This is a genomic window from Luteolibacter ambystomatis (genome assembly GCF_018137965.1).
Taxonomy (GTDB): Bacteria; Verrucomicrobiota; Verrucomicrobiia; order Verrucomicrobiales; family Akkermansiaceae; genus Luteolibacter; species Luteolibacter ambystomatis.
Window position 1 is genome coordinate 4,078,117 of the sequence record NZ_CP073100.1, and the last position, 25,226, is coordinate 4,103,342.

The window sequence follows — 25,226 nt, forward strand, 5'->3', positions numbered from 1 at the left end:
GGGTGGCCCCACCTCCGCCATGAGCCACCCCCGTCGTCTTTCACTGTTTGTCTCCGCGTTGCTCGCGGTTTGTCCTGCGCCGCTATTCGCCGCCGGAGTCGACTCGCCTGAATACCAGCAGAAACTGGAGGAAGCGAAGAAGGTGGTGGCGGATTGGAACAGCCTGCCGCCGGATCAGATCCACGCCGATCCCAGCGCCGCCGATTGGCCCGGTGCCGTGCCTGCGGATGCCGTGCGGCTCAAGCAGCAGCGCTTCGACCTCAATACCGATTTCCCACGCTGGCGCGGCAAGACCGACCGCGTGACCACCGGCTTTTACGCGCCTGCCGGTGAAGTGGTGACGGTGGAGATTCCCGAGAGCTTCGCGAAGCTGGGCGTGCAGGTCCGCATCGGTTGCCACAGCGATAATGCCAACAAAAAGTCGGTGGCGAAACGCTTCCCGTTCTCGATCTCAAAGGCCTGGCCGCTCAATGCCGCCGGAACCAAGGTCGCCTCGCCCTTCGGTGGCACGGTCTATCTGGAAGTGCCGAAGGAAGTAACCGGCAAGATCATTCCGGTGCGCTTCAGCGGTGTGGTGCAACAGCCGTGGTTCGTGCTCGGCAAGACCAGCCCGACCGAATGGCGCGACAAGATCCGCAACCATCCCGGCCCCTTCGCCGAGATGAGCTGCGGTCCCCTCACCCTCTCGGTGCCGTCCGCGGATGTGCGCAAGCTGGAGGACCCGACCGCGCTGATGTCCTTCTACAAAAAGGGCATGGCCTGCGTGCAGGAACTATCCGGACCACCGGTGCCGGTGGTGGAGCGCATCGTCTATGACGTGAGCATTTCCGCCGGATCGATGCACTCCGGTTATCCGATCATGGCCGGATCGAAACGCAAGGAAGCCACCGACCTCGCCGCCTTGGAAAACGGCCTGTGGGGATTCTTCCACGAAATGGGCCACAACCAGCAATGGGGCGGCTGGAGCCCTCCGGGCCAGGGCGAGACCACCTGCAATCTCTTTCCGCTCTATGTGATGAGCCAGGTGCAGGGCAAGAAGCCCAGGCATCCGTGGAAGTTCGACCGCTCCGTGCTCGCGAAACCGCTGGAGCGCGGCGCGATCGGCAGCAACCTCAATGGCAACCACGCGCTCTCGATCGCCTTCTGGATCCAGCTCATCAACGGCATCGGCTGGGAACCGGTGAAGAAGACCATCAACGAGTATCACGCCAAGGATGCACCGGAAGCTCCGAAGGGCGCGGAACCGATCTGGGACCGCCTGATGCTGGCGCTTTCGAAAAACAGCCGCAAGGACCTCACGCCATTCTTCAAAGCCTGGGGCGCGGAGTTCTCTCCGGCGGGCGAGGAAGCCGTGAAGAAGCTACGACTTCCCTCGTATCTCCCGGACGATGCACCCGGGCAGCCGAGGGCGACACAGGACACGGGGTCCATTTGATTGTAGTCGAAAGCTCCGCTTTCGAATTGTCCCGGATGGCTCCAGTCATCCGGCTGGGTGCAGCTCACAGTTCCAGTCAGCCACCGCCAACTGGAGCTGGCGGATACATGCTGAAAGCGGAGCTTTCAGCTACATTCCTGATCACACAGCCCGGGTGACAACACGCGCCGCATGGCGCTTGTCGAACAAACCAATCTCGAAAGCACCCTCCTTGATCGCAGCAGGAGAAAGCACCCGCTTGTCCGGCCGCTTCACATACCCCAGCGCGATGCTCCGCCCGATGGTCGGACTCCAAGCCGCGCTGGTCGTGTAACCCGCGGGCTCTCCATCCCAAAAGATCGGCTCCCCACCCCACAGGTTCGGCTCCGCTTCTTCCAACACCAGGCAAACCAGCCTCTGCCTCACGCCTTCCGCCTTCTGCTTGAGAAGCACCTCTTTCCCAAGGAAATCCTTCGACCAATCAATGGCGAATGCCAGCCCCGCCTCCAACGGCGTCTCGGCCGGGGATAGTTCATGCCCATACGCGCGGAACGCCTTCTCGATCCGCATCGTATTGATCGCCTGCGTTCCCGCCGGGCGGATGCCATGCGGCTCACCCGCTTCCATCAACCGCTCCCACAGCACGCCTGCGAACGGCTTCGCCACATGCAGCTCCAATCCCGGCTCGCCCACGTAGCTGATCCGCACCGCTCGCAACGGAATACCTTTCAACTCAATCACACGCGAAGTCCCGAACGGAAAATCCTCATCCGCAAATGAAACATCCGTCAGCATCCCGAGCACCTCGAACGCCTTCGGCCCCATCACGGACACCACGTTCCTCTCCTCGGTGATGTCCCGCAGCACAACCGAACCATCCTCCGGGAAATGCCTTAGCAGCCAATCCGCATCGCGGCTTTGCTGGGCGGTGGCGGTCACGATGTAGAACGATTCGTCTCCAGTGCGGATAACCGTCAGATCGCTTTCGAAAGTCCCCTTCGCATTGAACAAGCCGGTGTAAACCGTTTTCCCAATCGGCACGTCCACATTGCCGCCGCACACATACTGGAGCAGCCGTAGCGCGCCCGGGCCTGCGAGTTCGAACTTTGCAAAGGTTGATTGATCCAGCAGCGCCACGCCGGTGCGGCACGCCGTCACCTCCTCCGCGGCCCAAGGCTGCCAGTTCTGCCTCAGGAACGAATAGCCCATCTCCGGCCTCACGCCCGCAGGGGCGTAGGCCAACGGCCGCTCCCAACCGGCGGTCTCGCCGAAGAGCGCGTTCGCCGCCACATGCTTGTCATAGAGGCCGGATGCACGGATGCCCCGCGCGGTTTCCATCTGCCGGTTCGGCCACGCCATCTGATAGTGCAGGCCCAGCACTTCACTGACGCGTTCCTGTAGATACTTCCGCCCGTTCTGGAACGGCAGGAAGCGGCGGATGTCCACGGACGCGAGATCGAGCGTCATGCCGCCGTTCTCAATCCACTCGACCGCATACTTCGCCGCACCACCGGAACAGGCGATGCCCGCCGAGTTCCAGCCACCGAGCACGAACAACCCTTCGGTCGCGTGCGGCTGGCCCATGATGAAATTGTTGTCCGGCGTAAAGGCCTCCGGGCCGTTCACGAACTTCACGATGTCCTCGCGGGTGATGCCGCGCAGACGATGGAAGTGCGCCGCCAGCGGTTCCTCGAAGTCCTCCCAATCCGGCTCCAGCAGATCGAACGCGAAGGGATGCGGAACCGCATCGCCGATCTGCCACGGCTTCGAGCGCTTCTTGAACGCGCCGAGCTTCATGCCGCCGTCATCCAGCGCGCGGAAATACAGACCTGCATTCGGATCTCGGGTGCAGGGTGAATTCCGCGTCACGCCTTCGATCGGACGGGTCACCACGTAGTGGTGCTCACAGGGATAAACCGGAATGTCGATGCCTGCGGCGAGTCCGATCTGGCGCATCCACATGTTGCCCGCCAGCACCACCCACTCGGCGGCGATCTCGCCTTGGTCCGTGGTCACCCCGCTGATGCGCTTGATGCCACGACGATCGGTGGAGTGGATCAAGCCGGTGATCCGCACGCCTTCATGGATCTTCACGCCGCCCTGCATCGCGCCGGTTGCGAGAGCGAGAGTGCATTCACCGGGAAGCACGCGACCATCGCCGGGCAGATACACGCCGCCAGTGAGGTCCTCTGTATGGAGCATCGGATAAAACGAGCGGCACTCCTCCGCGGAAATCACCCGCGCCTCGACGCCGAACACCTCCGCCATCGCAGCATTGCGCTGGAGTTGCAGCAGGCGCTCTTCGCAGGAAGCGAGTTGAAGCCCGCCGCATTGAAGCCAGCCGGGATCGTGACCGGTCTCCTCCTTCAACCGTGCGAACAACTCCGCCGACGCTTTGTTCACCTTCGTCTGCGCGGAACTCGCCCGAAGCTGTCCCACCTGCCCGGCGGAGTGCCAGGTGGTGCCGGACGCGAGCTTCGATTGCTCCAGCAGGTGTACGTCCGTCCATCTCGCACGGGCGAAATGGTAAGCCGCCGCCGTGCCGGCAATGCCACCGCCGACAATCACGACGCGCGCGGATTTCGGAAGATCGCTGTGGGGAACTTCGAAGGACGCGCGAACCGGCGTGTTGTCGTGGAGGGTTTGAACGGACATGGATTCCCCAATTGAACCTAAAGAAAAATCTCCGGTTTCCATGATGCCGACCTTCTTCAGACAGAATTAACAGGATTTTACAGAATTCACATGAAGAGCCCGGGAACCAGCCACCTCTCTCCGATCCTGTTAATTCTGAAAATTCTGTTAATCCTGTCCCAAAAGGCCCGTGCCATGGAGGACTCTCGTTTTACACCGCCGCCGCTTCCTTCACCCAGTACATCGATTTCTCGATGGCGGTGATCAGGCGGGTGATGTCATCCGGGAACACGTGGCCGATCGTGCCGATGCGGAACGAATTGATGCCGGTGACCTTGCCCGGATAAATGACGAAGCCCTTTTCCTTGAGCAGCTCGTAGAACTTCATGAAGTCATACTCCGGCTCCTCCGGATTGTAGAAGCCGGTGATGATCGGGCTGTGCAGCGCATGCGGCAGCACGCACTTGAAGCCGAGCTTCTCCATGCCCACCACCAGACGACGCTGGTTCTCGGTGTAGCGTGCGAAGCGTGCCGCAACGCCGCCTTCCTCATCCAGCTCCTGCATCGCCTGATGGAACGCACGCACGACGTGGGTCGGGCTGGTGTAGCGCCACTTGCCGTGCCCCTTCTCCATACCCTGCCACTGATCGTAGAGGTCGAGCGACACGGAGCGGGAGTTGCCCTTGCACTTCTCCAGCACGCTCTTCTTCACGATCACGAAGCCGAAGCCGGGAACGCCCTGGATGCACTTGTTCGCGGACGAAACGAGGAAGTCGATCCCAAGTTCCGCCACATCGAGCGGGATGCCGCCGAAGGCGCTCATCGAATCGACGAGGAACAAGCGGTCATGGCGCTTCACGATGCTGGCGATGGCCTCCAGCGGATTGAGCATGCCGGTGGTGGTCTCGTTGTGGACGCAGACCACGTGGGTGATGCTCTTGTCCGCGCTGAGTTCGGCATCCAGTTTGCCAAGATCCGGCGGCGCGAGCTCGCCGGAGTCGTGGATGATGGTGTCGATCTTCAGCGTCTTCGCGATGCGGCCGAGGCGGTTGCCGTATTCGCCATTCGCCAACACCAGCAAGCGGCCGTTTTCCGGAACCGCGGAGCCGATCATGGCCTCGACCGAGAAGGTGCCGCTGCCCTGCATCAGGACGACGGTGTAATCCTCCGGCTTCGTCACGGTGGCGAGCTTCACCAGGCCCTCGCGGATCGGAGTGACCACGCCTAGGTTATAGTCGTCATCCCACGTACACCAGTCGCGCAGCATCGCTGCACGGACGGTGGGCGAGGTGGAAAGCGGCCCCGGGGTGAGGAGGATGTACGGATTTTCGAGATCGAGGTTCATAGCGGGAGGAATCTGAAATTTGAGATTTGAAATCAGCGGGGTGCGATCACCACGGCAGGCTGAAGGTCTTGACGTGGGTGAAGAACTTCATCGCCTCCACCACGCCTTCCTTGATGCCGAGGCCGGAATCGCGGACACCGCCGAACGGCGTGTGCTCAAGGCGGTAGCCGGGCACCTCGTTGACGTTGGTCGTTCCGGTCTTGAGTTCCTTCGAGGCACGCATCGCGGCCTGAAGGTTGTTGGTCACGATCGCACTGCTCAGGCCGAAGCGACCGGAGTTGTAATAGTTGATCGCGTCATCGAGATCCTTGATGGTCACGATCGGACCGAGCGGGCCAAAGCTTTCCTCATGCACCATCTCCGCATCGCGCGGCACATTGGCGATGACGGTCGGTTCCAGCAGCGCGCCCTTGCGGTTGCCGCCGAGCAGCACCTTGGCACCCATCTTCACGGCATCGTGAACGCGGCGCTCAAGCAGCTTCGCGGAGTCCTCGGTGATGACGGTGCCAACGACCGTATCTTCGGCTTCCGGGTCGCCGGACTTGTAGGTCTTCGCGAGCTCCACGAACTTTTCCGTAAAGGCTTCAAGGATGCTCTCCTGCACCAGGATGCGCTTCACGGCGGTGCAGCGCTGGCCGGAGTTCCGGAACGAGCCTTCGCACGCGAGCTTCGCGGCGAGATCGAGATCGGCATCCTCCAGCACGATCAGCGGCGAGTTGCCGCCGAGTTCCAGGCAGAGCTTCTTGTAACCGGCGCGCTTGGCGATGGCCTTGCCGATCTCCACGGAGCCGGTGAAGGTCACCACTTCGGTGCGCTCGTCCTCGATCATCGGATTGATGACTTCATCGAGGGTGCCGAGGAACATCGAAAGCATCCAGCCCGGCAGGCCCGCTTCATAGAGCAGGGCGGCGAATTTCAGCGCGGTGAGCGGCGTGCGCTCGGAGGGCTTCAGGATCGTAGGCGCTCCAGCGGCGATGGCCGGGGCGAGTTTGTGCGCCACCTGGTTGAGCGGATGGTTGAAGGGCGTGATCGCGGCGATCACATTCACCGGATAGCGGGTGGTGAAGATCTTGCGCGGCTTGCCCATCGGACTGATGTCGCAGGAGAACACCTGGCCGTCATCGCGAAGCGCTTCCATGGCGGCGAATTCCAGCACGTCCGAACTACGACCGGTCTCGTAGCGGGACTCCTTCATGCAAAGGCCGGTCTCGCGGGTAATGAGGCGGGCGAATTCCTCACGGCGCTCGGCAAGCAATGCGGCGGCCTTGCGCAGGATGGTGGAGCGTTCGTGGCGGGACAGCGGCTTCTTACCGCCTTCCAACGCGGCCTTGATCGCCTCGTCGAGATGCTCGTGTCCGATCAATGCCGCCGTACCGGTCAACGAACCGTCATAGGGATAGCGGACTTCCAGCGTGCGCCCCGTTTCCACCGCACGACCGGCGATGTAGGCGGGCATGTGAACGGGAGTGAATGTGGCGGCTCCGTTCACGGCGGCGGGAGTTTCGAGAGTGGTGGTGCTCATGACAGAAAGATCAGTTGCTGGCGTTGCAAGCGAAATCGAAGACATCGAAGTTGCGCGGATCACCCTGCGCTTTGCGGACGTATTCCGCATTGAGGGGCTCGGAGAGCAACAGCGGAACCATTTCCTCGTAACGGCCGCCATGGGAGCGCAGGCCACCCTTCAGCACGCTGAGATCGTGGTGCTCCGGCGTCTTGCCGACGACATAGTCACGGCCGCAGAGCACGGTGAGATCACCGATGCGATCGGGGGCGAGCTCCAGCTTCAGCGCGGACATCTCGCGGTTGTAGACCTCGGTGATGCCATCCTGGCGGATCAGGAAATCGGCGATCTCTTCCGTCTTGGAAGCATCCTCCAAATGAACCATCACCAGCGAACCGAGCGCGCCGTGATGCACTACATATGGATCGGTGATCGGGCAGATGACGCGGAGATTATCGCCGAAGGTTTCCTTCAGCAGCGTCTCCACGTAGATCACATTCGGAGAACCATCCGCCTTGTTCTTGGCATTCATGCCGTGGTCGGCGGTGGCGGCCACGATGCACCCGGCATCCAGAAGGCGGCCGATCTGCTCATCGAGCTGGCCGTAAAACTCCAGGCTCTCCGGAGCTTCCGGAGCATACTTGTGCTGCATGAAGTCCGTCAGCGAGAGATAGAGGAAGTCCGCCTTGCCCTGCTCGACGAGCGCCGCACCTGCCTCCAGCACATAAACGGAAGCATCCCCGGAATAAATCTCCGGACGTGGCTTGCCGATGATCGACTCGGCATCATCCACGCCATGGGTTTCTTTCTTCGCCTCATTCACCTTCTCCGAGGAGAAGACGATGCCTCCGCGTTCAACGATGCCGTCGCCCAGCACGGTGCGGAGCTTCTCCTTCGCGGTGATGAAGGCGACCTTGCGACCGGCATCCGCGGCAGCGGTCAAGAGGGTGCCACAGCGGCGGAATTCCGGACCGTTCATCATGACCTCCTCGCCGGTTTCCGGATTGAGAAAAAAGTTTCCGCAAATACCAGTCACGGCAGGCGGCATCCCGGTCACAATCGCCGAATTATTGACGTTGGTGAAGGACGGCAACGCCCCCCGGACCATACCGCGGTAGCCCTTTCTCACCATCGCCTCGGTGCGCGGCATTTTCCCGGCAGCGATTGAGGCTGAGATATATTCGTCGGCGCAACCGTCAATGCAGAGAACGGCGATGGGACGGGCGGGAGGATTGTAAGACCGGTTGTTGGCGGCAAATGACATGGTTCGGAACGAACGAAATGGATGGGATGAAACATCCCCATGCTCGTCCCGACCGGACTGCCTGTCCACGACAGAAACCCCAACATGATTGACAAATCGGCAGCCCGATCTGTCGGATTCGACACCACATCAACGACGGCGGCGCAGGATCAGGAGCAGGCCCAGACCACCCACGAAAGCAGTCCCCGGCTCCGGCACCACGGTGATCGCACCGGTGGTGTAGAGGGCGGACGTGTCCCAGCTCAAGCCGCCGTCCAAGGTCGGCAGATTGACCGCCGAAAAGGTGCCCGTGCCGGCCGAAAAATTGAAAAGGTCGAAGCTATCGTTCAAAGCCAGCGTCCCGGACAGATTGGTGACGTTCAATACGCCGCCGAACGCCAGATTCGCCGCCACCACCGCGAGGTCGTTGGTGTGGCTGGTGGCATCGATCTCGAAATCCGCTGAATTGTTGAGGGCCAGGCTGCCACCGACATTCAGTGATTCGATATTGCCCGCACCGGGTGCGAAGGAACCGTTCACGGTCACACTACCTCCGACCGAACCGGTTCCTCCGAGCGTCGCGCCGGACGCCACAGTCACCGCACCATTCCCGAGAGATCCATTCACGAACAGCGTGCCCGCGGACACGATGGTCGCACCGGAATAGGTGTTCGTGTTGGAAAGGGTCAGCGCACCGGTGCCCAGCTTGTTCAAGGCACCGCTTCCACTCATCACCCCGGACATCTCGACCGCATTCGTGCCGGTGCTGACATTGGTTTGGCCGGCGATCAGCTGCGCCGAATTCGCCAGGGTCATGCCGATCTCGAACCGCAGGTCGCCGAGCGTGGTGTTGTTGTTACCGTCCAATTTGAGGATATTGGCGGTATTGCCGAGACCGTTGGCATGCGCCACCACGATCGCGCCGCGGTTGAGCTGGATGCTCGACCGGAACGTGTTGTTCCCGGCGAAACGGAAGGTCGTGGTATTGTCGCCGGAGGTATTGGTGTTCAGGAACAGCGTGTGATTCGCGCTGCCGCCGCTGATCACGCCGGTGAGACTGAGCTGCGTGCCACCGGAGGCGGAGGAACTGTTCTTGATGAGATTGAAGGTCTGCGCGGACGTGGGAGCGGAAAGCGCGATGTCATTGGCAAGCGTGATCGCCGCGTTGTTCGTCACCGTCAGCAGGTCACCGCCCGTGAGCTTGGTCACGGTGACAGCGCCGGTGCCGAGGCCGCTGCCATTGGAAATGGAAACCGCGCCGGACGCGATCGTCGTGCCGCCGCTGTAGGTGTTCGTGCCCGTCAGGGAAGTCGTGCCGGTGCCGCTCTGGGTCACCGACCCCGCCCCGGAGATCACCCCACCTACGGTGAGTCCCGTATCCGTGCGGTTGAAGGAAAGCGAGGTGCCGGACGCCAGCGAGACGTTCCCGGTGCCAATCGAGCCTGTGGTTCCACCCGCCCCGATCTGAATGCCGCCCACGACCACCTGGATGCCACCGCTCCCGCTGCCCGCGCCATTCACGATGAGCGTGCCCGCGCCCCGTTTCACCATCTGGCCGGTCAGGGTCAGCGTGCCATCGATGCGGCTGCCGTTGAAGGTCTGGGTATCGACAACGGTGGTGGAGTTGACCGTCACCGAGCGCCCGCTGTTGAGCGTGATATTGTCCGCGCCGAAAAGCAGGCCGGTACCGGCATTGCTGCTGGTGACATCGAGAAACAAATCGTTCGCAGCATTGCCGAGAGCACCATCGCTGGTGAACTCCAGGCCGCCGCGGTTCATGAAAAAGCGGTTGATCGTGAAAGTGTTCGCCGCATTCGTGAACACGAAGCGCCCGACCCCGGCCGCGGTGTTGTTGTCCAGCCGCAGATCGGCGGAAGCATTTCCTCCGGAGATCACGCCGGAGAGCGTGGTGACGCGTCCTCCCGCAGTACCGGTCAACCAAGTGGCGGCGTTGCTGGTGGTCAGCGCGATGTTGTTCGACAAGGTGCCGGACGCGCCGAAAAAGAACGCGGTCATCGCCGAGGTATTCCCCAGCGTGATCGCACCGCTGCCGAGTCCGTTGTAAACACCACCGGTCAGAGTGCTCAGCTCGACCGCGCCACCGGTTTGCGACGCCGGGCCACCGGAGATGGAGACGGAAGAAAAATTGTTCGCGCCGCCAGTGAGGATCAGCCGGCCCGCACCCGTCTTCGTCAATGCTCCTCCTGCCGGGCCGGACGTGCTGTTGAGCGTCGTATTGCCCGTATTGGAGATCAGCAGCGTGGCCGGAGCCGTCACTCCCGCACCCATCGTCACGGTCTTCGCCGCGGTTCCGCCGATCACCAGATCATCCACGGCCGAGTACGCCTGGCTGTTGAAAAGCAGGTTGTTCCAGGCACCGCTGGCATCGCCTCCGTCCGTCCAATTGATCGTCGCGGCGGATGCTGTGGAGAAACTGCCGAGAAATGCGAGAAGCAGGAGAGAAGGTTTCATAGGGGAGCGATCGCAGACTGACGGCCCCACCGCTGGCGGCAATGGCCGCCATGCAAAACTCCTTGGCCTTTTTACCAGAAGACCCATCCGGCCCGTCACGCATCCGCCAATTTGATTGACATTAATGCAGACGGAACGATGCCTTGGACATGGCCGCGAAACTTCCCGATCCTGCCACCAAACCCTTCTTCCGGGTGGGCGTGCGCCTCACGGATTGGGCGCAGGGTTTCGGCAACCGGATCTTCGGCGGCGTGCTGGATTTCATCCGCTCCGGGGTGCAGTTCGAGCTGGAGTTCGAGCAACCCAGCGGCGGCGACATCGAACCGGTGAAGCTCGACAAGCACTGGGATGGCGATGGCCTGATGGTTTTCCGCTACACCCAGGAGGAAGCGGAGGCGTGGAAGGCCCGTGGCATCAGCGTGGTGAATCTCAGTTCCGAAGAACCATCGAAAGGCCCGGTGTTCCCGCGCGTGACGATGGACAACCAGCGTTGCGGCCGGATGGCGGCGGATCATCTGCTCACGCTCGGACTGAAACACTTCGCCTTCTGGCACGATCCGAACCGGGTCTATTCCCACGAGCGATTGGAGGGCTTCCGCCAGCGTCTGGCGGAGGAGAATCTGGAGGTGGAGGTGATTTCCATCCCCTCCAGCACGTTTCCCAAGAACCTGCGCGCACGCCAGATCGAGGAAATGGGCAAGCGCCAGATCGGCCGCCTGCAACCTCCCTGCGGCTTGTTCGCGAAGGATGACATCACCGCGGTTTGCGCGATCCGCGCGGCACGCCAATGCGGTCTGAGAATCCCACAGGACATCCCGGTGCTGGGAGTTTCCGATGACATCGTCTATTGTCACGCCACCCGGCCGCCGATCAGCAGCCTGCGCTTTCCCGGCCGCGCCATCGGCCAGGCCGCTGCGGAGCTGCTGCACCGGATGATGCGTGGCGAAACAGTGGCCCCGGACACGCGGATCAAGGTGCCCTCGCTCGGCGTGGTGGTCCGCGAATCCACCGGGCATGTCGAACTGCCGGACCCGATCGTCAGCGCCGCCCTCAATCTCATCCGCAAGGCCGATCCCAAGGAACCACTGACCGCGGAGGAACTCGGCCGCCGCGTGGGTGCGTCCCGTGAGGCGTTGCGCGTGCGTTTCCGTGAAGCGCTGGGCCGCACGCCGAAGGAAGAGATCGACCGCATCCGCGCCGAACACGCGTGCGAACTTCTGAAGCGGACGAATGCCACACTTCAGAAAATCGCGGCCGATTGCGGCTTCAATGGCAGCGACGAGTTCTGCCGCTTCTTCAAGCGCGTGAAAGGCGTGACGCCCGGCACGTGGCGGAACAGTTGAGCCGCTCCGCCACACCAGCACCCGCTACGGCAGGGTCACCGTGAGGCGCACGAAGAGTTTCGTGCGAGCCGTCTTGGGAATCGTGACGGTGACCATGTCCGCCGTCTCACCATCCGCTTGCACGGAAATGCCTGTCGTCACCGGCGTCCAGCTTCCTCCGGCCAGCGATTCGCTGGTTTCCACATGCGGATCCAGCGATTCGGAGTCATGGGTCCGGCGGAAGGTGAAGACGATGTTGTCGCCCGTATCCTGAAGCATCGGCAAACTGTTCGTGATACCGCTGCCGGGTTCGGTGCCGAGCACGAACTCAATGCCATTCATGAGACCATCGCCATCCGGATCTGCATTGAAAGCCGGGTCCTGGCCAACGGTCAGCTTGTTGGCCGCCCAGGCGGCGTAGCCGGACATGCCCGCCGGGTTGTAGGCCAGCACGAGATTGTTGCCGGAGGCCTGGAGCGTCCATGTGCCGGTTCCCGAGAAACCGCTCACGGCCACCGCCCAATTACCCGCCACAAGGCCGGTCGGCGCGCTGGCCGCGGAGGCAATGACGAAGGTCCTGGGTGATTCGGTGAAGTTCACGAGACCCGCGGCGTTCACGTTCACGGTGAGCTTCGATCCGCTGGTGGCGGTGATGTTCACGGCATTCGTACTAATGGTATCGTAGCCGGATCCGGCGGCTCCGGTCCAATTCGCGAGATCGAAGGCGACGGCGGAACCCGTTCCCAGCGTGAGCGTGTTTCCGATCGCCAGCGTGCCGATCGTCGCCCCCGGAGCGAGCGTGCCATTGATCGTGACCGGGCGGTTGATCGTGCCGGTGCCGCCGAGGGTTGCACCGGTTGAAACCACAACGGCATTGGAGGATGAGGCCAGCGTGCCGGTCACTTGCAGCTTGCCCACCGCGACGGCGATACCGCCCGTATGCGTGTTCGCGCCCGAGAGGGTCAGCGTACCGGTGCCGTTCTTCGTCCATGCGGCACTGCCGGAGAGAACGGCGGTCATATCCACCGCATTGGCCGCCGTATCGAATATCGTCTCGGTACTGAGTGCCACCGGATGGGTAAAGGACATCGGCGCGAGGAACGAAAGCTTCGATCCGGTGTTCGCATCGATCATCAGGCTGTTCGCGGTGGCACCGAGAGCCGCATTGGAAGTGATTGAAAGGCTGCCGCGATTGAGCTGGGTCTTGCCGGTGAAGGTATTCGTGCCGCTGAGCAGGAAGACCGCGGCGGTATCACCCGTGGTGCTGGTATTGAGATAAAGCGTGGTGTTCGCCCCACCTCCGGAGATCACACCGGAGAGCTCCAACTGCTTGCCCGCACCCGAGGTCATCAGCACGGTGCGGAGAACCCCGGCGGAATCGGAAGGCAGCACGATGGCATTCGCCAGCGTCGAAGTAGCAGGCAACGCGGTCGCATCGAGGAAGCCAGCGGCGGCCGTGGTGGAAACCGAAAGCGTGCCGGTGCCGAAGGCGGTGGCCACCACCGGTGTGAGGCTGCCTTCGACCAAGCTGATGCCGCCGGTTCCGGTGCCCGCACCCTCCAAACGCAATGCGGCGCTGCCACGTTTCACCAGTTGCGCTCCATATGTGATCGCTCCCTTGACGGTATCCGCGGTCGCCTGGGTATCGATCACGGTCTGGGACAGGATGTTGATCGGACGGGTGGAGCCAAGCGTGACGGCACCTTCCATTACCAGACCGGAGTTCGCAAGGTTGCTGGATACATCCAGCGCCAGACCATTCGATGCGTTGCCAAGGGCGGCATCCGAGGTCACCACCAGGCCTCCACGGTTCATGCGGATACGGGAAACGGTGAAGGAGTTCGATACATTCGTGAGCCGGATCTTGCCGACATCGCTCGAACTCGAATCGTTGTCGATCAGCAGCTCCTGATTCGCATTGCCGCCGGAGAGGATGCCGGAAAGCGTGACGGTCACGTTCGTCTCATCCGCGAGCAGGCGTGTGGTGACGGCGGACACAGGCGAAGACAGCACGATGTTGTTGGCAAGCGTGCCGCTGCCGAGCGCCGGTGCGAAATAGAATGCGGTCATGCTTGAAGCGTTCGCCAGCGTGACGGTGCCCGCGCCCAGCGCGCCAAACGAACCAACGTTCACCGCTCCCGCGCTCTGGCTGTCCGGCCCGGCGGAAAGCGAAACCGAAGGGAACGCATTCGCGCTGGAGAGTGTGAGCGTACCCGCACCGGTCTTGGCGAGAGTGCCGCCGAGTATCGAACCGCCGCTGAAAGTATAAGAGCCCGCTCCGGAAATCGTGATCGCCGCGGGAGTTACGCCACCCGCATCGACCGCCACTACCTCGCCGGTCGCTCCGGCAAAGAAGGCATCATTGCCATTGGCGAACACGGCGCCCTCCGTCCAATTCGCATCGGTGGTGTTCCAGTTGTTGTTGGCGTTGGCATCGTCCCATACGCGCTGATTGCCACCCGGGATGAACAGCGATTGCTTGAGCGTTGCTTCCGCGGTGCCAAGAAGCACGAGCTCGTAGTTGTTGGCGCCACCGTCCGGCGTGAGGTCGGTGGCGGAGGACTGCGCGAGTGTGTAGGTGCCCACGGTCGCACCGTTGCGCCGCAGTTCGAAACCGGTCAGGCCGGGGACGCCAGCCGCGGGCATCGTCCATGCGAGTTGTGCGGATCCACCGCTGCGCACCGCGGCAAAGGTCGGTCCGGTGATGAAGCCGTCTTCCGCCAGGTTCCAAGCGGCCGGAATACTGAGGCCGAGATAGCGCATCAGCGTGGCGGGCACCGCGCCATGCCCCGGGCTGGCCGTACTCACACCCACCGGAACACCGCCACCTGAAACGAGGAACGTGATCGTTCTCTCCCCCGCCGATTGTCCGCCGTGCGAGACGCCATTGCCACCATGGTCCGCGGTGATGATGACCATCCACTGCTCGGACGCGTAGTTCGGACGAGCGGCAATGGCACCAAGCACATTGCCGACCAGCGTATCCACATTCTGGATCGCGGTCATGTATCCCGGAACGGTGGGCGAGAACCCGAGCGAATGGCCCGCGCCATCGACCTGGTCGAAGTGCAGGAACATCACATCCGGATTCGCGGACGAGAGATTCGCCACCGCCTTGGCTGCCACATCGTTGTCACGGAGTGCGTAGCTCGATCCGCTGCCTTTCGCATGGTAGCCGAAGTAGCCCGGCTGCGCCGCCACCGTGTAGTCCTCGATCCAGCTCCAACTCGCGATCGAGCTGACATAGGTGCCCGGCTTCGTCTCGACCAGATGCCGGGCGAAGTGGGGTGCCTGGCTGACCATGTAGGAGCCCACCGTCGCCGGCTGGTCATAGGGTGGCGAGGAGTTGTCCACGACATGGTGGACGTTCGTATAGGTACCGGTGAGAATGCTGGTCCATCCCGGCCCCGAAATGGTCGGCTGCTGGGTCGGGGTGCCGAGGTCGCCACCCGCGTGCGCGTTCCAGGTGACGGTGCCGTTCGCCACCAGTCCGGCGATGTTCGGCGCATTGCCGGTCTCCACCTGCTGCTTGAGCGCATCGGCGCGGCAGCCATCCATGCCGATGACAAGCACATGCTTGTCATCATAGAGATTCAAGGGCGGGCCACCGGGCGTATAAACGAGCACCAGATTGTTTCCGGATGCCTGCACCGCCCAGGTGCCGGTGCCGCTGAAGCCGGTGGTGGTCACAGTGACATTGTCCGCCGTGAGGCCGGTGGGCACGGCACTGGCGGCGATCAGCGTGAAGCTCTTCGAAGTCTCGCTGAAGCCGGTCATGCCGGTTCCATTGACACGCACGGTGAACTTCGAAGCCGTGGTGGCGGTCAGGGACAACGCGCCGGAGGTGAGCGTATCGGAACCGGCGCCCGCACTGCCGTTCCAATCCGTGATCTGACAATCATAAGCCGACCCCGGGGCCAGCGTCAGCGCACCGGTGGTGAGCGTGCCGGTTCCCGTCACGCCGGGAGCCACCGAGCCATTCACCACCACCGGGCGGTTGATCGTGCCGGTGCCTGCCAGCGTCGCTCCGCTCTGGACGGTGACGGCATTCGCCGAACTGGAGAGCGATCCGGTGACAACCAACGTACCCGCACCGACCGAACTGGTGCCGGACCAGGTATTTGCCGCAGACAAGGTGAGTGTGCCCGTCCCCGACTTGGTGAAGGTATTGCTGCCGCTGATCACGCCGCTGGCGGTCACCGCATTGGCACCGGTGTCGAAGACTGTCGCGGTGCTCAGTGTGGTCGCATGCGTGTAGGTCATCGCATTGCTGAAGATCAGCTTGGACCCGCTGTTGGCGTTGTAGGTCACCGTGTTGGAGGTGCCTCCAAAAGCCGCATCCGAATCGATCTGCAGGCTCCCGCGGTTGACCTGGACCTTTCCCGTGAAGGTGTTTGTGCCGCTCAGGCGGAACAGGCGGCTGGTATCACCGGAAGTGCCATTGTCGAAATACAGGATCGTGCCCGCACCACCGCCGCTGATCGTGCCGGAAAGCGTGTAAACGTCCGTGCTGCCACCCGCATTGGAGAACCGGCGGTTGGTGGTGGCCGAGTCATTCGGCAGGACAATGTTGTTCGCCACCGTCTTGCTACCCGCGGTGAAGTGTACGAGGTTCGATCCGGTGCCGCTCGCCGCGCCGCTGCCGATGGTGAGCGTACCGCCGCCGAGAGCCCCCGCATTGCCCACGGTGATGCTGCCGCCGTTCAGAGCAACAGAGGTGAAGGCGTTCGCCGAGTTCAGCGTCAGCGCGCCGGTGCCCGCCTTCGACAAAGTGCCGCCGATGCTTCCCCCGGAGAATGTATAGGCGCCGTTCGCCGTGATGCTGGTGGAGGCGGGGGAAACGCCACCTGCCACCACGGTCACCGTTTCACCGGTGGTTCCGGAAAAGGTGGCATCATTGCCGTTGGCAAAGATGGCTCCACCGGTCCAGTTGGCGTCGGTGGTATTCCAGGCGTTGTTGGAGTTCGCATCGTCCCAAACCACCGTGGCGGCCAGGAGGGGTTGGAAAGAAAGGGCAACAAAACAGAGGATCGAGCGCATGAACGTGGGGTTTTGAAAACCTGTCGCCGAACAAACCTTACGGAATCGTCACCGTGAAGTGGCAGGAACGCCTAAAGCATTGACATATTTGCTCCCACCCATCGTCCATACCACAAGCGGTTGGGCTTCATACGGCACCCGCATCCGTTCCCGATTTGAGAACTTGGCAAGAGTGTTTGGCAAATTTACAACCCGCCCGCACATGAGACGCCGCAACTCCAGCCTGCCGGAACTGAAACGCCGCTACCGCGTGGGGGTGCGGTTGATCGACTGGTCGCAGGGTTTCGGCTACCGGTTGTTCCCCGGCATTCTGGAGGTCGCGCGTTCCGGCAATGATCTCGAACTCGAATTCGAGCAACCCAGCGGAGGGGATCTCGCGCCCGTCCGTATCGACGAATCCTGGGAAGGCGACGGCCTGCTGGTGTATCGCTATACGGCTGCCGAAGCGGTGGCGTGGAAGCGCAAGGGCATCTCGGTGGTGAACCTGAGCGCGGAGCATCCGCTGAACTGCCCGGTCTTCCCGCGCGTGACCCTCGACAACGATGCCGCCGGCACGATGGCCGCCCGCCATTTGCTCACGCTCGGTCTGAAGCGCTTCGCCTACTGGCACGATCCACACCGCCGCTATTCGACGGAGCGGCTGGAATCTTTCCGCCGGGAAATCAGCCGCAGCGGCTATGACGTGCAGGTGCTGGAAGTTCCCGCTTCCCACTATCCCGATGCCAGCCGCGCGGCGAAGATCGAGGATCTCGCCTGGCGTCTGCTGGCAAAGCTGGAGCCGCCCACCGGGCTCTTCACCAAGGATGACATCTCCGCGGTCTGCGCGGTACGGGCGCTGGCCACCTTGGGACTACGCTGTCCGGAGGACGTGCCGGTGCTCGGCGTGGCGGATGACATGGTACACTGCAGCATCACCCGCCCGGCGCTCAGCAGCGTACGCTATCCGGGCCGCCTGATCGGCAGCCAGGCCGCCCAGTTGCTGGTGCGCATGATGCAGGGCGAGGTGGTGCCGGAGGGCACCCGCATGCTGGTCAAGCCGGTACAACTGACCCTGCGGGAATCCACCGGCCTGGTGGAGCTTCCCGATGAAGTGGTGACCAAGGCGATGCGTTTCATCCGCGCGACGGTGCCGGAGCGCGGAGTGAGCGTGGAGGAACTGTGCCGCACCGCCGGTGTCTCCCGAGAGCTTCTGCGGCAACGCTTCCAAGCCGTCCTGGGACGCACTCCGAAGGAAGAGATCGACCGCCAGCGCGCACAGATCGTGTGCGACAAGCTGCGGCGCACCGATTGGACGATCGACCGCATCGCCGGTGATCTGGGCTTCGGTGCGGCCGATGAACTCTGCCGCTTCTTCAAGCGCACCACGGGCACCACTCCCGGAGAATTCCGGCGCGGAGGATCGGCGAAGATCGCGTGACGAAATCATGCCGCCCGGCAGGCGGCGATGCGGCGGGCCCGCTGGGTCAAGCGCCGCAGACGCATGCCGGAAGTGCAGCCGATCATGGCACCGAGCCAGATTCCGGCGACTACATCCGACGGATGATGATACATTCCGACCGCACGTGAACCGCCGATCACCAGCGTGCAAGCGGTCAGGGGAATCCCCGCCCATGGCGCGGCCATCAGGACAGGGCCGGATCCGGCGGCGGCGAATGAGGAATGACCGGAGGGGAAGCTGTTGTAGTTCGCATCCAAGGCCGGACCGACACAGGACCATGGCTGAAGATGCTGGCGTGTCATTTCGCGCGGCCGCACCCGGCCCACGCCGATCTTCACCACCCGGGCAGCGGCACCCACAACCAGGGAGGAGACCAGCACGCTCACCGCCAGGCGACGGATGAACGGCGAACGCTTCACCGAGTGAATGGCGGAAAGGATCACGAAAATGAGCAACGAGAATCCGAAATCTCCCGCCACATTCACCCAGCGGCAGAAATTGATCGTCCCGAGGGCCTCGGGGGGAGGACAGCTGCGGAGATGGGTGAGGATCCCCTGCAGCCACGGACCATCCACCTTCCACATCATCAGCAGGCTGACGACCACTCCGGCAAGGGTCCACTGCTTGAGAGAGCCGCTCGTCCACTCTTCGACCAACCCACGCCACTCGCGGAGCACATCCCTGCGGAATCGCCGGTAAGCACTGGTGCGCACCACCGGGCGCTCGGGAGCGAACACGCCGGGAATCGGTACGGCGGAGGCGAGAAGATCAGGTTCCGGGGGGTCGATGGTGTCCATTTCCAAAATGGATTTACACCAATGCAAAACGCCCTCTGCCAGTGCAGGAGTATGACAAAATGGTAATACGCCCGGGCCCTCACAACGTCCCTTGCCCTCTCTCCCCCCAACCGCAGGTCCGAGAACGGACCACCTTGGCAAAAAAGGCCGGGCCCGTCCCCCTGAAAGGACCGGCCCGGCGCGTTTCATCCATGAAAAATCCGAAGGGCTCTCAGGAGCCGCTCTTGGTTACCTTGAGACGGACAAAGAGTTTGGGGTTGCCCGTCGTGGGGATGGTCACTTGCACCGTGTCCGCGGCCACATCATTTTCCGCAATCATCACCATGCCGCCGCTGGTCGCGCCGATCGGCACGTCGGTCCAGCCCGTCAGATCGCTGCCATATTGGACGGTCTGGGTGGTATCGAGCTCCGAGGCATCGCTGCGGCTGTAGATGAAGAGGAGGTTGGATCCGCTCTGCTGGGTGGTGGGGGCGATGGCGGTGCCATCCATCAAGGTGGGATTGCCGCCCAACACGTACTCCAGAAGGTTCGGCGTGCCATCGTTGTCATAGTCATCGAGCACGCCGCGCTTGTTCGCCGGCAGCGAGCCGAAGCTGTTCGCCCAGTTGTCGAAGGGAGTGCCCAGCGCATACACCAACTCGAGCTGGTTGCCGTTGACCTGCAGCTTCCATGTGCCGATTCCGCTGAAACCGGTGGTAGTCACCGTCCAGTTGTCCAGGGCGAGGCCGCTCTGGGTGCCGGTGGCGATGACGAAGGTCTTGTTGGCATCGGTGAAGTTCACCATCGTGGAAGCATCCACAACCACGGTCAGCTTCGATGCGGCCGTGGCGGTAATGGCCACCGCGGTGGAAGCAAGCTGGTCGTAGCCCGTGCCTGCGGCACCGGTCCAATCTCCGATTTGGAAGGCATAGGTGGAACCCGCACCAAACGTGGTGGTGTTTCCTACCGTCAGCGTGCCCACGCCATTGCCCGGAGCGAGCGTGCCATTCACCGTGACCGGACGGTTGATCGTGCCGATGCCCGCGAGTGTGCCGGGTACGGCCACGGTGAGGGCGGACGCCGAGGTGGACCAGGTGCCATCCACCTGGAGGGTTCCCGCGGCAATGGAAGAAACCGCCGTGGTCGTCATGGCGGCGGGCATGATCAAGCGGCCGGTGCCTTGCTTGACGAAGCGACCCGCACCACTGACCGGGCCGAGGATCGTGCCCGTGAATGCCTGCACGTCGATCGGATCGTCATTGCCACCCAGTTCGATCGCGCGGGTTGCCGCGAGCACGATATTGTCAGCGCCAAAGCGCAGGGCTCCGTTCAAATTCTCCGACTCGTGACGGATGCCGTTGGCAGGATTTCCCAATGCCTCGTTCGAGGTGAAGACCAGCGAGCCGCGCCAGATTTCCACCCGGCCCTGGAAGTCGTTCGCCGGGTTTTCGAGGGTCAGCACGTTGTTGTGGTTTCCGCCCACATTGGAGTCCACCAGGCGGTAGGTTTGTCCGGCGGTTCCACCGCTGATCTTTCCAGTCAACCGCACCGTGGTCGCTGACGTGGGAGCGGTGGTGATGAACTGCTGCTGGCCGGTCGCGGGCAACGTGAAATCATGCGAAACGGTGGTTGTGGTGCCGTTGCCGAAGTTGAACGCGAGCTGGCCGCCATTGAAGACCACCGGGCTGCCAGCCAGCGCATCCGGATTCGCCATCACCACGGACCCCGCGGTAATCGTCGTCGCACCCGTGAAGGTGTTCGTGCCGGACAAGGTCAGCGCACCCGCCCCGAGCTTGGTCAGGGTGCCGGCCCCGCTGATGGGCGCTGCAATGGTCGTGGCCGAGCTGCGGTTCACAATCAGGCTGGTGTCCACCTGGAGGCTGCTGGGATTGGCTCCGATGGAGCCGGTGGTGCCGCCATTGCCAACCTGCAGGGCACCCGTCGCGACCCAAATGAAACCGGAGGAGTTGATGTCCCCCGTCAGCACCGTGGTGCCGGTGCCCGATTGGGTGATGGTGCCCGAGCCCGTCACCGAGTTTGGAAACACGGCCGTGTCCGACCGGTTGAACACCAGGCTGGCGTTGTTTGCGACCGGCCCCGTTCCCAGGCTGCCGGACGTTCCTCCATTGCCGATCTGCAGGATGCCCGCGGTGATGGTGGTCTGGCCCGTGAGGGTGTTGGTATTGTTCACCACCACGGTGCCACCGCCGGTGATGCTCAAGGTGCCGTTGCCATCAAGGCTGCCGGATCCGGAGAGCGTGTAGGTGTTGCTGGCGTTGCTGAATACCACGCTGCTCGGCTGGAGCGTGCCGGACAGCACCGGCGTGAAGTTCGACGCGCTGTCATCGAAAAACACGGCGTCCTGCTGGAAGAAGGCATCCCCGCTGCCACCATTGAGCCAGTTCTGCGCGGTGGTATCCCAGGACGTCCCATTCGCTCCGGTCCACACGAGGTTCCCGATCACGCCATTGAAGGTCACGCTGATCACGCTGTTGGTGCCGGTGCCATAGTCCACCGTCCCGGCGAGACGGCTGCCGCCGAGTCCGGTGAAGGTCACCGGCGGATGCGCGGAAAGGGTGCCGGTGTAGTTCACCAGATTGTACGGCACGCCGACATTGGGGGCCGCAAGCACGTTCACCATGATGCCCCCGCCGGTGGTGGTGTAGTTGCCGGTGAGATTGAGAGTGTCCTTGCTGCCGGCCGAGACATCCAGGGACAGGTTGCCAGCGGACTGCGTGAGCGAAGCGGCGGTGTAGGTGCCGATCGGATCGGCGGCGGCACCGAATTTGAAGGTGCCTCCGTTGATCGCGATCGTTCCGGCCGCGGCCGAGGATCCCGTCACGTTCAAGGTGCCTGCATTGACGGTGGTGGCACCCGTAAAGGTATTCGCAGCGGAAAGCGTCAGGGTGCCGGTGCCACTCTGGACCAGGCTGCCCGTGCCGGACAAAACCGCCCCATAGGTCACGGCATCGCTCCGGTTGAACGAAAGCGTGGTGGCCGCACCGTTCGCATTCACCGGAGTGGTGATCGAGCCGGTGGTGCCGCCGTTGCCGACCTGCACGGTGCCGGCATTGATCTGCAATCCGCCGGTGCCGGAGCCCGTGCCGTTCAGGATCAGATTGCCGGTACCGGTCTTGATCGTCTGGCCGGTGACGGTCATGGGACCATCAATGCGGCTGCCGGTGAACGCCTGCGTGTTGATCACCGTGGTCGTGGCCACCGTCACGGCGCGCGCGCTGTTCAGGGTGATGTTGTCCGCGCCGAAAATCAGGCCGGTGCCATCCGCGGTATTGGTGACGTCGAGAGTAAGGTCGTTGTTCGCGTTTCCGAGCGCGCCGTCGCTGGTGAATTCAAGTCCGCCCCGGTTGATGAGGAAGCGGCTCATGGTGAACGTATTGGAGGCGTTCGTGAACTTGAACCGACCCACACCCGCAGCCGTGTTGTTGTCCAAGCGGAGGGTGGCCGAAGCATTGCCTCCGGTGATCAATCCCGAGAAGGTCGTGATACGGCCGCCGGCACTTCCCGAAAAGCGGGTCTCCACGTTCGCGGTCGGCAACGTGATGGCATTTGTCAGCGTGCCGGTCGCACCGAAGAACAGCGGCGTGATGCCCGCCGTGTAGGTAAACGAAATCGGACCGGCGCCGAGCGCGGTGTAATTGCCGCCGCTGACCAGCGCGGTGGAAATGGCACCCGTGGTCTGGGACAGGGTTCCGGAGGAAATCCCCACCGAGGAGAAACTGTTGGCGGCGGAAAGGGTCAGAGTCCCGGTGCCGCCTTTGGCAAGGGTTCCACCCAGGATCGAGCCACCGCTGAGGGTGTAGCTGCCGTTGCCGGTGATGGCGGTGGACGCGGGGGTCACGCCCGCGGCATCAACGGTGACCGTTTCTCCGGTGGCCGCGCCGAAAGTGGCGCTGTCACCGTTGGTGAAAACCGAGGCACCACCGGTCCAGTTCGCATCGGTGGTGTTCCAGTTGTTGGTAGGCCCGGCTTCGTTCCATGTGACACTGGCGGCCATGGAGGGGGAAGCGGAGAGAAGAAAGCAGAAGAAGAGGCGGGAAGGTTTCATGAGAGAAGAGCGCTTTGGGAAGGCTCCAACCCTGCCCAGCTTGCTCCCTTCCCCACAATGGTCATTCCGCAAGATCTATTGGCCGTATCGCCAAGCGACCGGGACCTTATTGTCAGGATCGTGACAAGCCGCCGCGGACGGCCTGCTGGCTGACATGCAGAAACGCGCGGCTCTTCGGGATCTCATTGATCATCACCGCCAGCGGTTGGCCGGCAGGCAGGATCTGATCCGCGATGTGATCGAGGAACGGACCATCGGTGTGATGGCTGTTGCCGAAGCCGGCCAGCACGAAAACCTGTTTCTCCGGGTGCTCGCGGCGCGCGCGTGTCACCTCATCCATGACCGCCGCCGTCTTGCCGCTGCCGTAGGTGACGGGGTGATCGAGGCGGGCGGTGAGCAGACCGTTCTCAATCTCCGTGCGGATGCCGCGGCTGCGGCCCACATCCAGGCCCAGCTCGGCCGCAATGGCCCGGATGAAGACATCCGGACTGGCGGAAACGACATGCACGACGACACCCATGGCACGCAGCCCCTCGATCATCCGGAACGACGAGTCAAACACATGCGTCATCTGGCGGGTGCGGAAATGCCGGGCGGCAAGCTCGAACACCTCTTCCTCCCGGGCACCGCTCATCATCTGCGCCAGAAACGCATAGGCCGTCCCGGCACCGTTTTCCCGCTCCAGACGGCGGTAGTCGGAAATGCCCTTGGCCACCCCTCGAGGGGTGGCGGGATAACCGGCCGCGAAACCGCCCAGGATGATTTCCTCCAGCAGGCCGCTGTAGATCACCCGGCCGCCCTCGGCATGGCCCTCGCAACAATCCCCATGCAGGATGGTGCCATCGAAATCCCAGAAGCAGAGGAAGACGCAGCCGTCCTCCACCAGCGGCGTGCCACCAGGGCCGCCCTTGGCAAGGATGGCCCGCCGGGTGTCATCCACGCACTGGAGAATGGCGGTGACATGGGCCTCGCCTGGAGTGCCGGTGACACCGGCGTTCGGATCGGAAATGGAAGAGATCAAAAGTGATGGAAGGGCTGTTGCTTCGTCCGGCGGTTCAACGGACCTGGAAATCGGCGACCAAAGCGGAATGGTCGGAAGGAAACTTCACGGCGTGCTTCTCGTCGGTCACGCAGGAGAGCGCCTTCAAATTACGTCCTTTATAGTAGATGTAGTCGATCCTGTCCTGCTGTTGCTCCGGGAAGCGGGGCGACCAGGTGCGGTCCTTCATGCGGTCCACCACCGGATGGAGCTCGCGGTAGGAATCGGTGAACCCGGCCTTCGTGATCGCCACGCTGGTGGGCCAGCGGATGACGGTGCCATATTGGCTCCTGGCAGCCGGAATATAGTCGAAATGGGACATGCTGTTGAAGTCCCCGCAGATCAGGACCGGCACGTCCGCATACTTCGGATCCTTCAGCCGCTCCTTGATGCCGGAAAGGATGCCGTCGATGTCGGTCTCGGAGGCCTTGCAGGCGGCGATGAGCTGGTTGTCGTCCAACCCTTCACGGGTTCCCTTCTCCCAGATCTCCTTGCTGTACCCGAGCCACACCGCATAGAAGGCGATCTTTTTGCCACCCGGCAGCTCCAGCAGCGCGCCGGAGCAGCAGAATTCCTTGTAAACGGAAATATCCTCCACCACCGGATAGCGGGTGTGGATCGAGACATTCGTCCCGCGCGGATGGAAATGGAACCCCAGCTCCTTGCTGATGAATTCGCCGGAGCCGTAGGTTTCCTGCATCGAGACGATGTCCGGCTTCGCGTCCCGGATCACCTCGACCACCCGCTTCGGGCCTTCTTCTTTTCCATCATCGCGGCCGCCGTGGAGAATATTCCACTGCATCACCCGCAGCTTCGATGGGTCGTCACTGAAACGTCCGAGGGGTTCCGCCGCACAGGCGAGAACGGGAGCGGCAAGAGCCGCGATCAACAAGGCGCGTGGATTCATGAGACGGACAAAGTGAAGCACCGCATATG

Annotated in this window: 13 protein-coding genes; 3 read left to right on the forward strand and 10 right to left on the reverse strand. The window is 62.8% G+C overall.

The window, feature by feature from the left end:
- Positions 1-19 precede the first annotated feature (19 nt).
- Positions 20-1,435, forward strand: coding sequence for a M60 family metallopeptidase (locus KBB96_RS15715; RefSeq protein ID WP_211630449.1), 1,416 nt, complete (start codon positions 20-22; stop codon positions 1,433-1,435).
- A 141-nt stretch (positions 1,436-1,576) separates the two neighbouring features.
- Here KBB96_RS15715 and KBB96_RS15720 read toward each other — a convergent pair whose 3' ends face one another.
- The 5 genes from KBB96_RS15720 to KBB96_RS15740 form a co-directional block, all read right to left on the reverse strand.
- The gene (locus tag KBB96_RS15720; protein ID WP_211630450.1) at positions 1,577-4,069 is read right to left on the reverse strand and encodes a GcvT family protein; all 2,493 of its coding nucleotides are present in this window, start codon (positions 4,067-4,069) and stop codon (positions 1,577-1,579) included.
- Positions 4,070-4,259: 190 nt separating this feature from the next.
- Entirely contained in the window at positions 4,260-5,393 is a 1,134-nt protein-coding gene (locus tag KBB96_RS15725) for a 2-aminoethylphosphonate--pyruvate transaminase (protein WP_211630451.1), read from the reverse strand.
- A 46-nt stretch (positions 5,394-5,439) separates the two neighbouring features.
- Complete coding sequence (locus KBB96_RS15730) at positions 5,440-6,915, reverse strand: aldehyde dehydrogenase family protein (protein ID WP_211630452.1); 1,476 nt, start codon at positions 6,913-6,915, stop codon at positions 5,440-5,442.
- A gap of 10 nt (positions 6,916-6,925) precedes the next feature.
- Positions 6,926-8,158, reverse strand: a complete 1,233-nt coding sequence (phnA, locus tag KBB96_RS15735; RefSeq protein WP_211630453.1) for a phosphonoacetate hydrolase — start codon at positions 8,156-8,158, stop codon at positions 6,926-6,928.
- A gap of 129 nt (positions 8,159-8,287) precedes the next feature.
- Positions 8,288-10,609: a beta strand repeat-containing protein gene (locus KBB96_RS15740; RefSeq protein ID WP_211630454.1), complete on the reverse strand. Its 2,322-nt coding sequence runs from the start codon at positions 10,607-10,609 to the stop codon at positions 8,288-8,290.
- Positions 10,610-10,758: 149 nt separating this feature from the next.
- On the opposite strand from KBB96_RS15740, the gene KBB96_RS15745 reads away from it, so the two are divergent.
- The gene (locus tag KBB96_RS15745) at positions 10,759-11,952 is read left to right on the forward strand and encodes a XylR family transcriptional regulator (protein WP_211630455.1); all 1,194 of its coding nucleotides are present in this window, start codon (positions 10,759-10,761) and stop codon (positions 11,950-11,952) included.
- A gap of 24 nt (positions 11,953-11,976) precedes the next feature.
- Here the strand turns inward: KBB96_RS15745 and KBB96_RS15750 are convergent, their stop codons facing one another.
- Complete coding sequence (locus tag KBB96_RS15750) at positions 11,977-16,971, reverse strand: alkaline phosphatase family protein (RefSeq protein ID WP_211630456.1); 4,995 nt, start codon at positions 16,969-16,971, stop codon at positions 11,977-11,979.
- Positions 16,972-17,173: 202 nt separating this feature from the next.
- Here KBB96_RS15750 and KBB96_RS15755 point away from each other — a divergent pair, with 202 nt between their 5' ends.
- Entirely contained in the window at positions 17,174-18,388 is a 1,215-nt protein-coding gene (locus KBB96_RS15755) for a XylR family transcriptional regulator (protein ID WP_211630457.1), read from the forward strand.
- Between the two features lie 5 nt (positions 18,389-18,393).
- Here KBB96_RS15755 and KBB96_RS15760 read toward each other — a convergent pair whose 3' ends face one another.
- The 4 genes from KBB96_RS15760 to KBB96_RS15775 all read right to left on the reverse strand — a co-directional run bounded on the left by KBB96_RS15760 (position 18,394) and on the right by KBB96_RS15775 (position 25,197).
- A complete protein-coding gene (locus tag KBB96_RS15760; RefSeq protein ID WP_211630458.1) occupies positions 18,394-19,206 on the reverse strand; it encodes a phosphatase PAP2 family protein in 813 nt (270 codons plus the stop codon).
- Between the two features lie 211 nt (positions 19,207-19,417).
- On the reverse strand, positions 19,418-23,251 hold the full coding sequence (locus tag KBB96_RS15765) for a beta strand repeat-containing protein (RefSeq protein WP_211630459.1): 3,834 nt from the start codon (positions 23,249-23,251) through the stop codon (positions 19,418-19,420).
- A gap of 112 nt (positions 23,252-23,363) precedes the next feature.
- Complete coding sequence (locus KBB96_RS15770) at positions 23,364-24,272, reverse strand: HAD family hydrolase (RefSeq protein WP_211630460.1); 909 nt, start codon at positions 24,270-24,272, stop codon at positions 23,364-23,366.
- 34 nt (positions 24,273-24,306) lie between these two features.
- Positions 24,307-25,197 (reverse strand): endonuclease/exonuclease/phosphatase family protein, encoded by an 891-nt coding sequence (locus KBB96_RS15775; protein ID WP_211630461.1) that lies wholly within the window; start codon positions 25,195-25,197, stop codon positions 24,307-24,309.
- Between the last annotated feature and the right edge of the window lie 29 nt (positions 25,198-25,226).

What these genes read in the sequence shown, in the direction of transcription:
- KBB96_RS15725 (WP_211630451.1), bottom strand. Translation starts at nt 5,393, where the DNA reads ATGAACCTCGATCTCGAAAATCCGTACATCCTCCTCACCCCGGGGCCG.
- KBB96_RS15715 (WP_211630449.1), top strand. Translation starts at nt 20, where the DNA reads ATGAGCCACCCCCGTCGTCTTTCACTGTTTGTCTCCGCGTTGCTCGCG.
- phnA (WP_211630453.1), bottom strand. Translation starts at nt 8,158, where the DNA reads ATGTCATTTGCCGCCAACAACCGGTCTTACAATCCTCCCGCCCGTCCC.
- KBB96_RS15765 (WP_211630459.1), bottom strand. Translation starts at nt 23,251, where the DNA reads ATGAAACCTTCCCGCCTCTTCTTCTGCTTTCTTCTCTCCGCTTCCCCC.
- KBB96_RS15755 (WP_211630457.1), top strand. Translation starts at nt 17,174, where the DNA reads ATGAGACGCCGCAACTCCAGCCTGCCGGAACTGAAACGCCGCTACCGC.
- KBB96_RS15775 (WP_211630461.1), bottom strand. Translation starts at nt 25,197, where the DNA reads ATGAATCCACGCGCCTTGTTGATCGCGGCTCTTGCCGCTCCCGTTCTC.
- KBB96_RS15745 (WP_211630455.1), top strand. Translation starts at nt 10,759, where the DNA reads ATGGCCGCGAAACTTCCCGATCCTGCCACCAAACCCTTCTTCCGGGTG.
- KBB96_RS15720 (WP_211630450.1), bottom strand. Translation starts at nt 4,069, where the DNA reads ATGTCCGTTCAAACCCTCCACGACAACACGCCGGTTCGCGCGTCCTTC.
- KBB96_RS15760 (WP_211630458.1), bottom strand. Translation starts at nt 19,206, where the DNA reads ATGGACACCATCGACCCCCCGGAACCTGATCTTCTCGCCTCCGCCGTA.
- KBB96_RS15750 (WP_211630456.1), bottom strand. Translation starts at nt 16,971, where the DNA reads ATGCGCTCGATCCTCTGTTTTGTTGCCCTTTCTTTCCAACCCCTCCTG.
- KBB96_RS15740 (WP_211630454.1), bottom strand. Translation starts at nt 10,609, where the DNA reads ATGAAACCTTCTCTCCTGCTTCTCGCATTTCTCGGCAGTTTCTCCACA.
- KBB96_RS15730 (WP_211630452.1), bottom strand. Translation starts at nt 6,915, where the DNA reads ATGAGCACCACCACTCTCGAAACTCCCGCCGCCGTGAACGGAGCCGCC.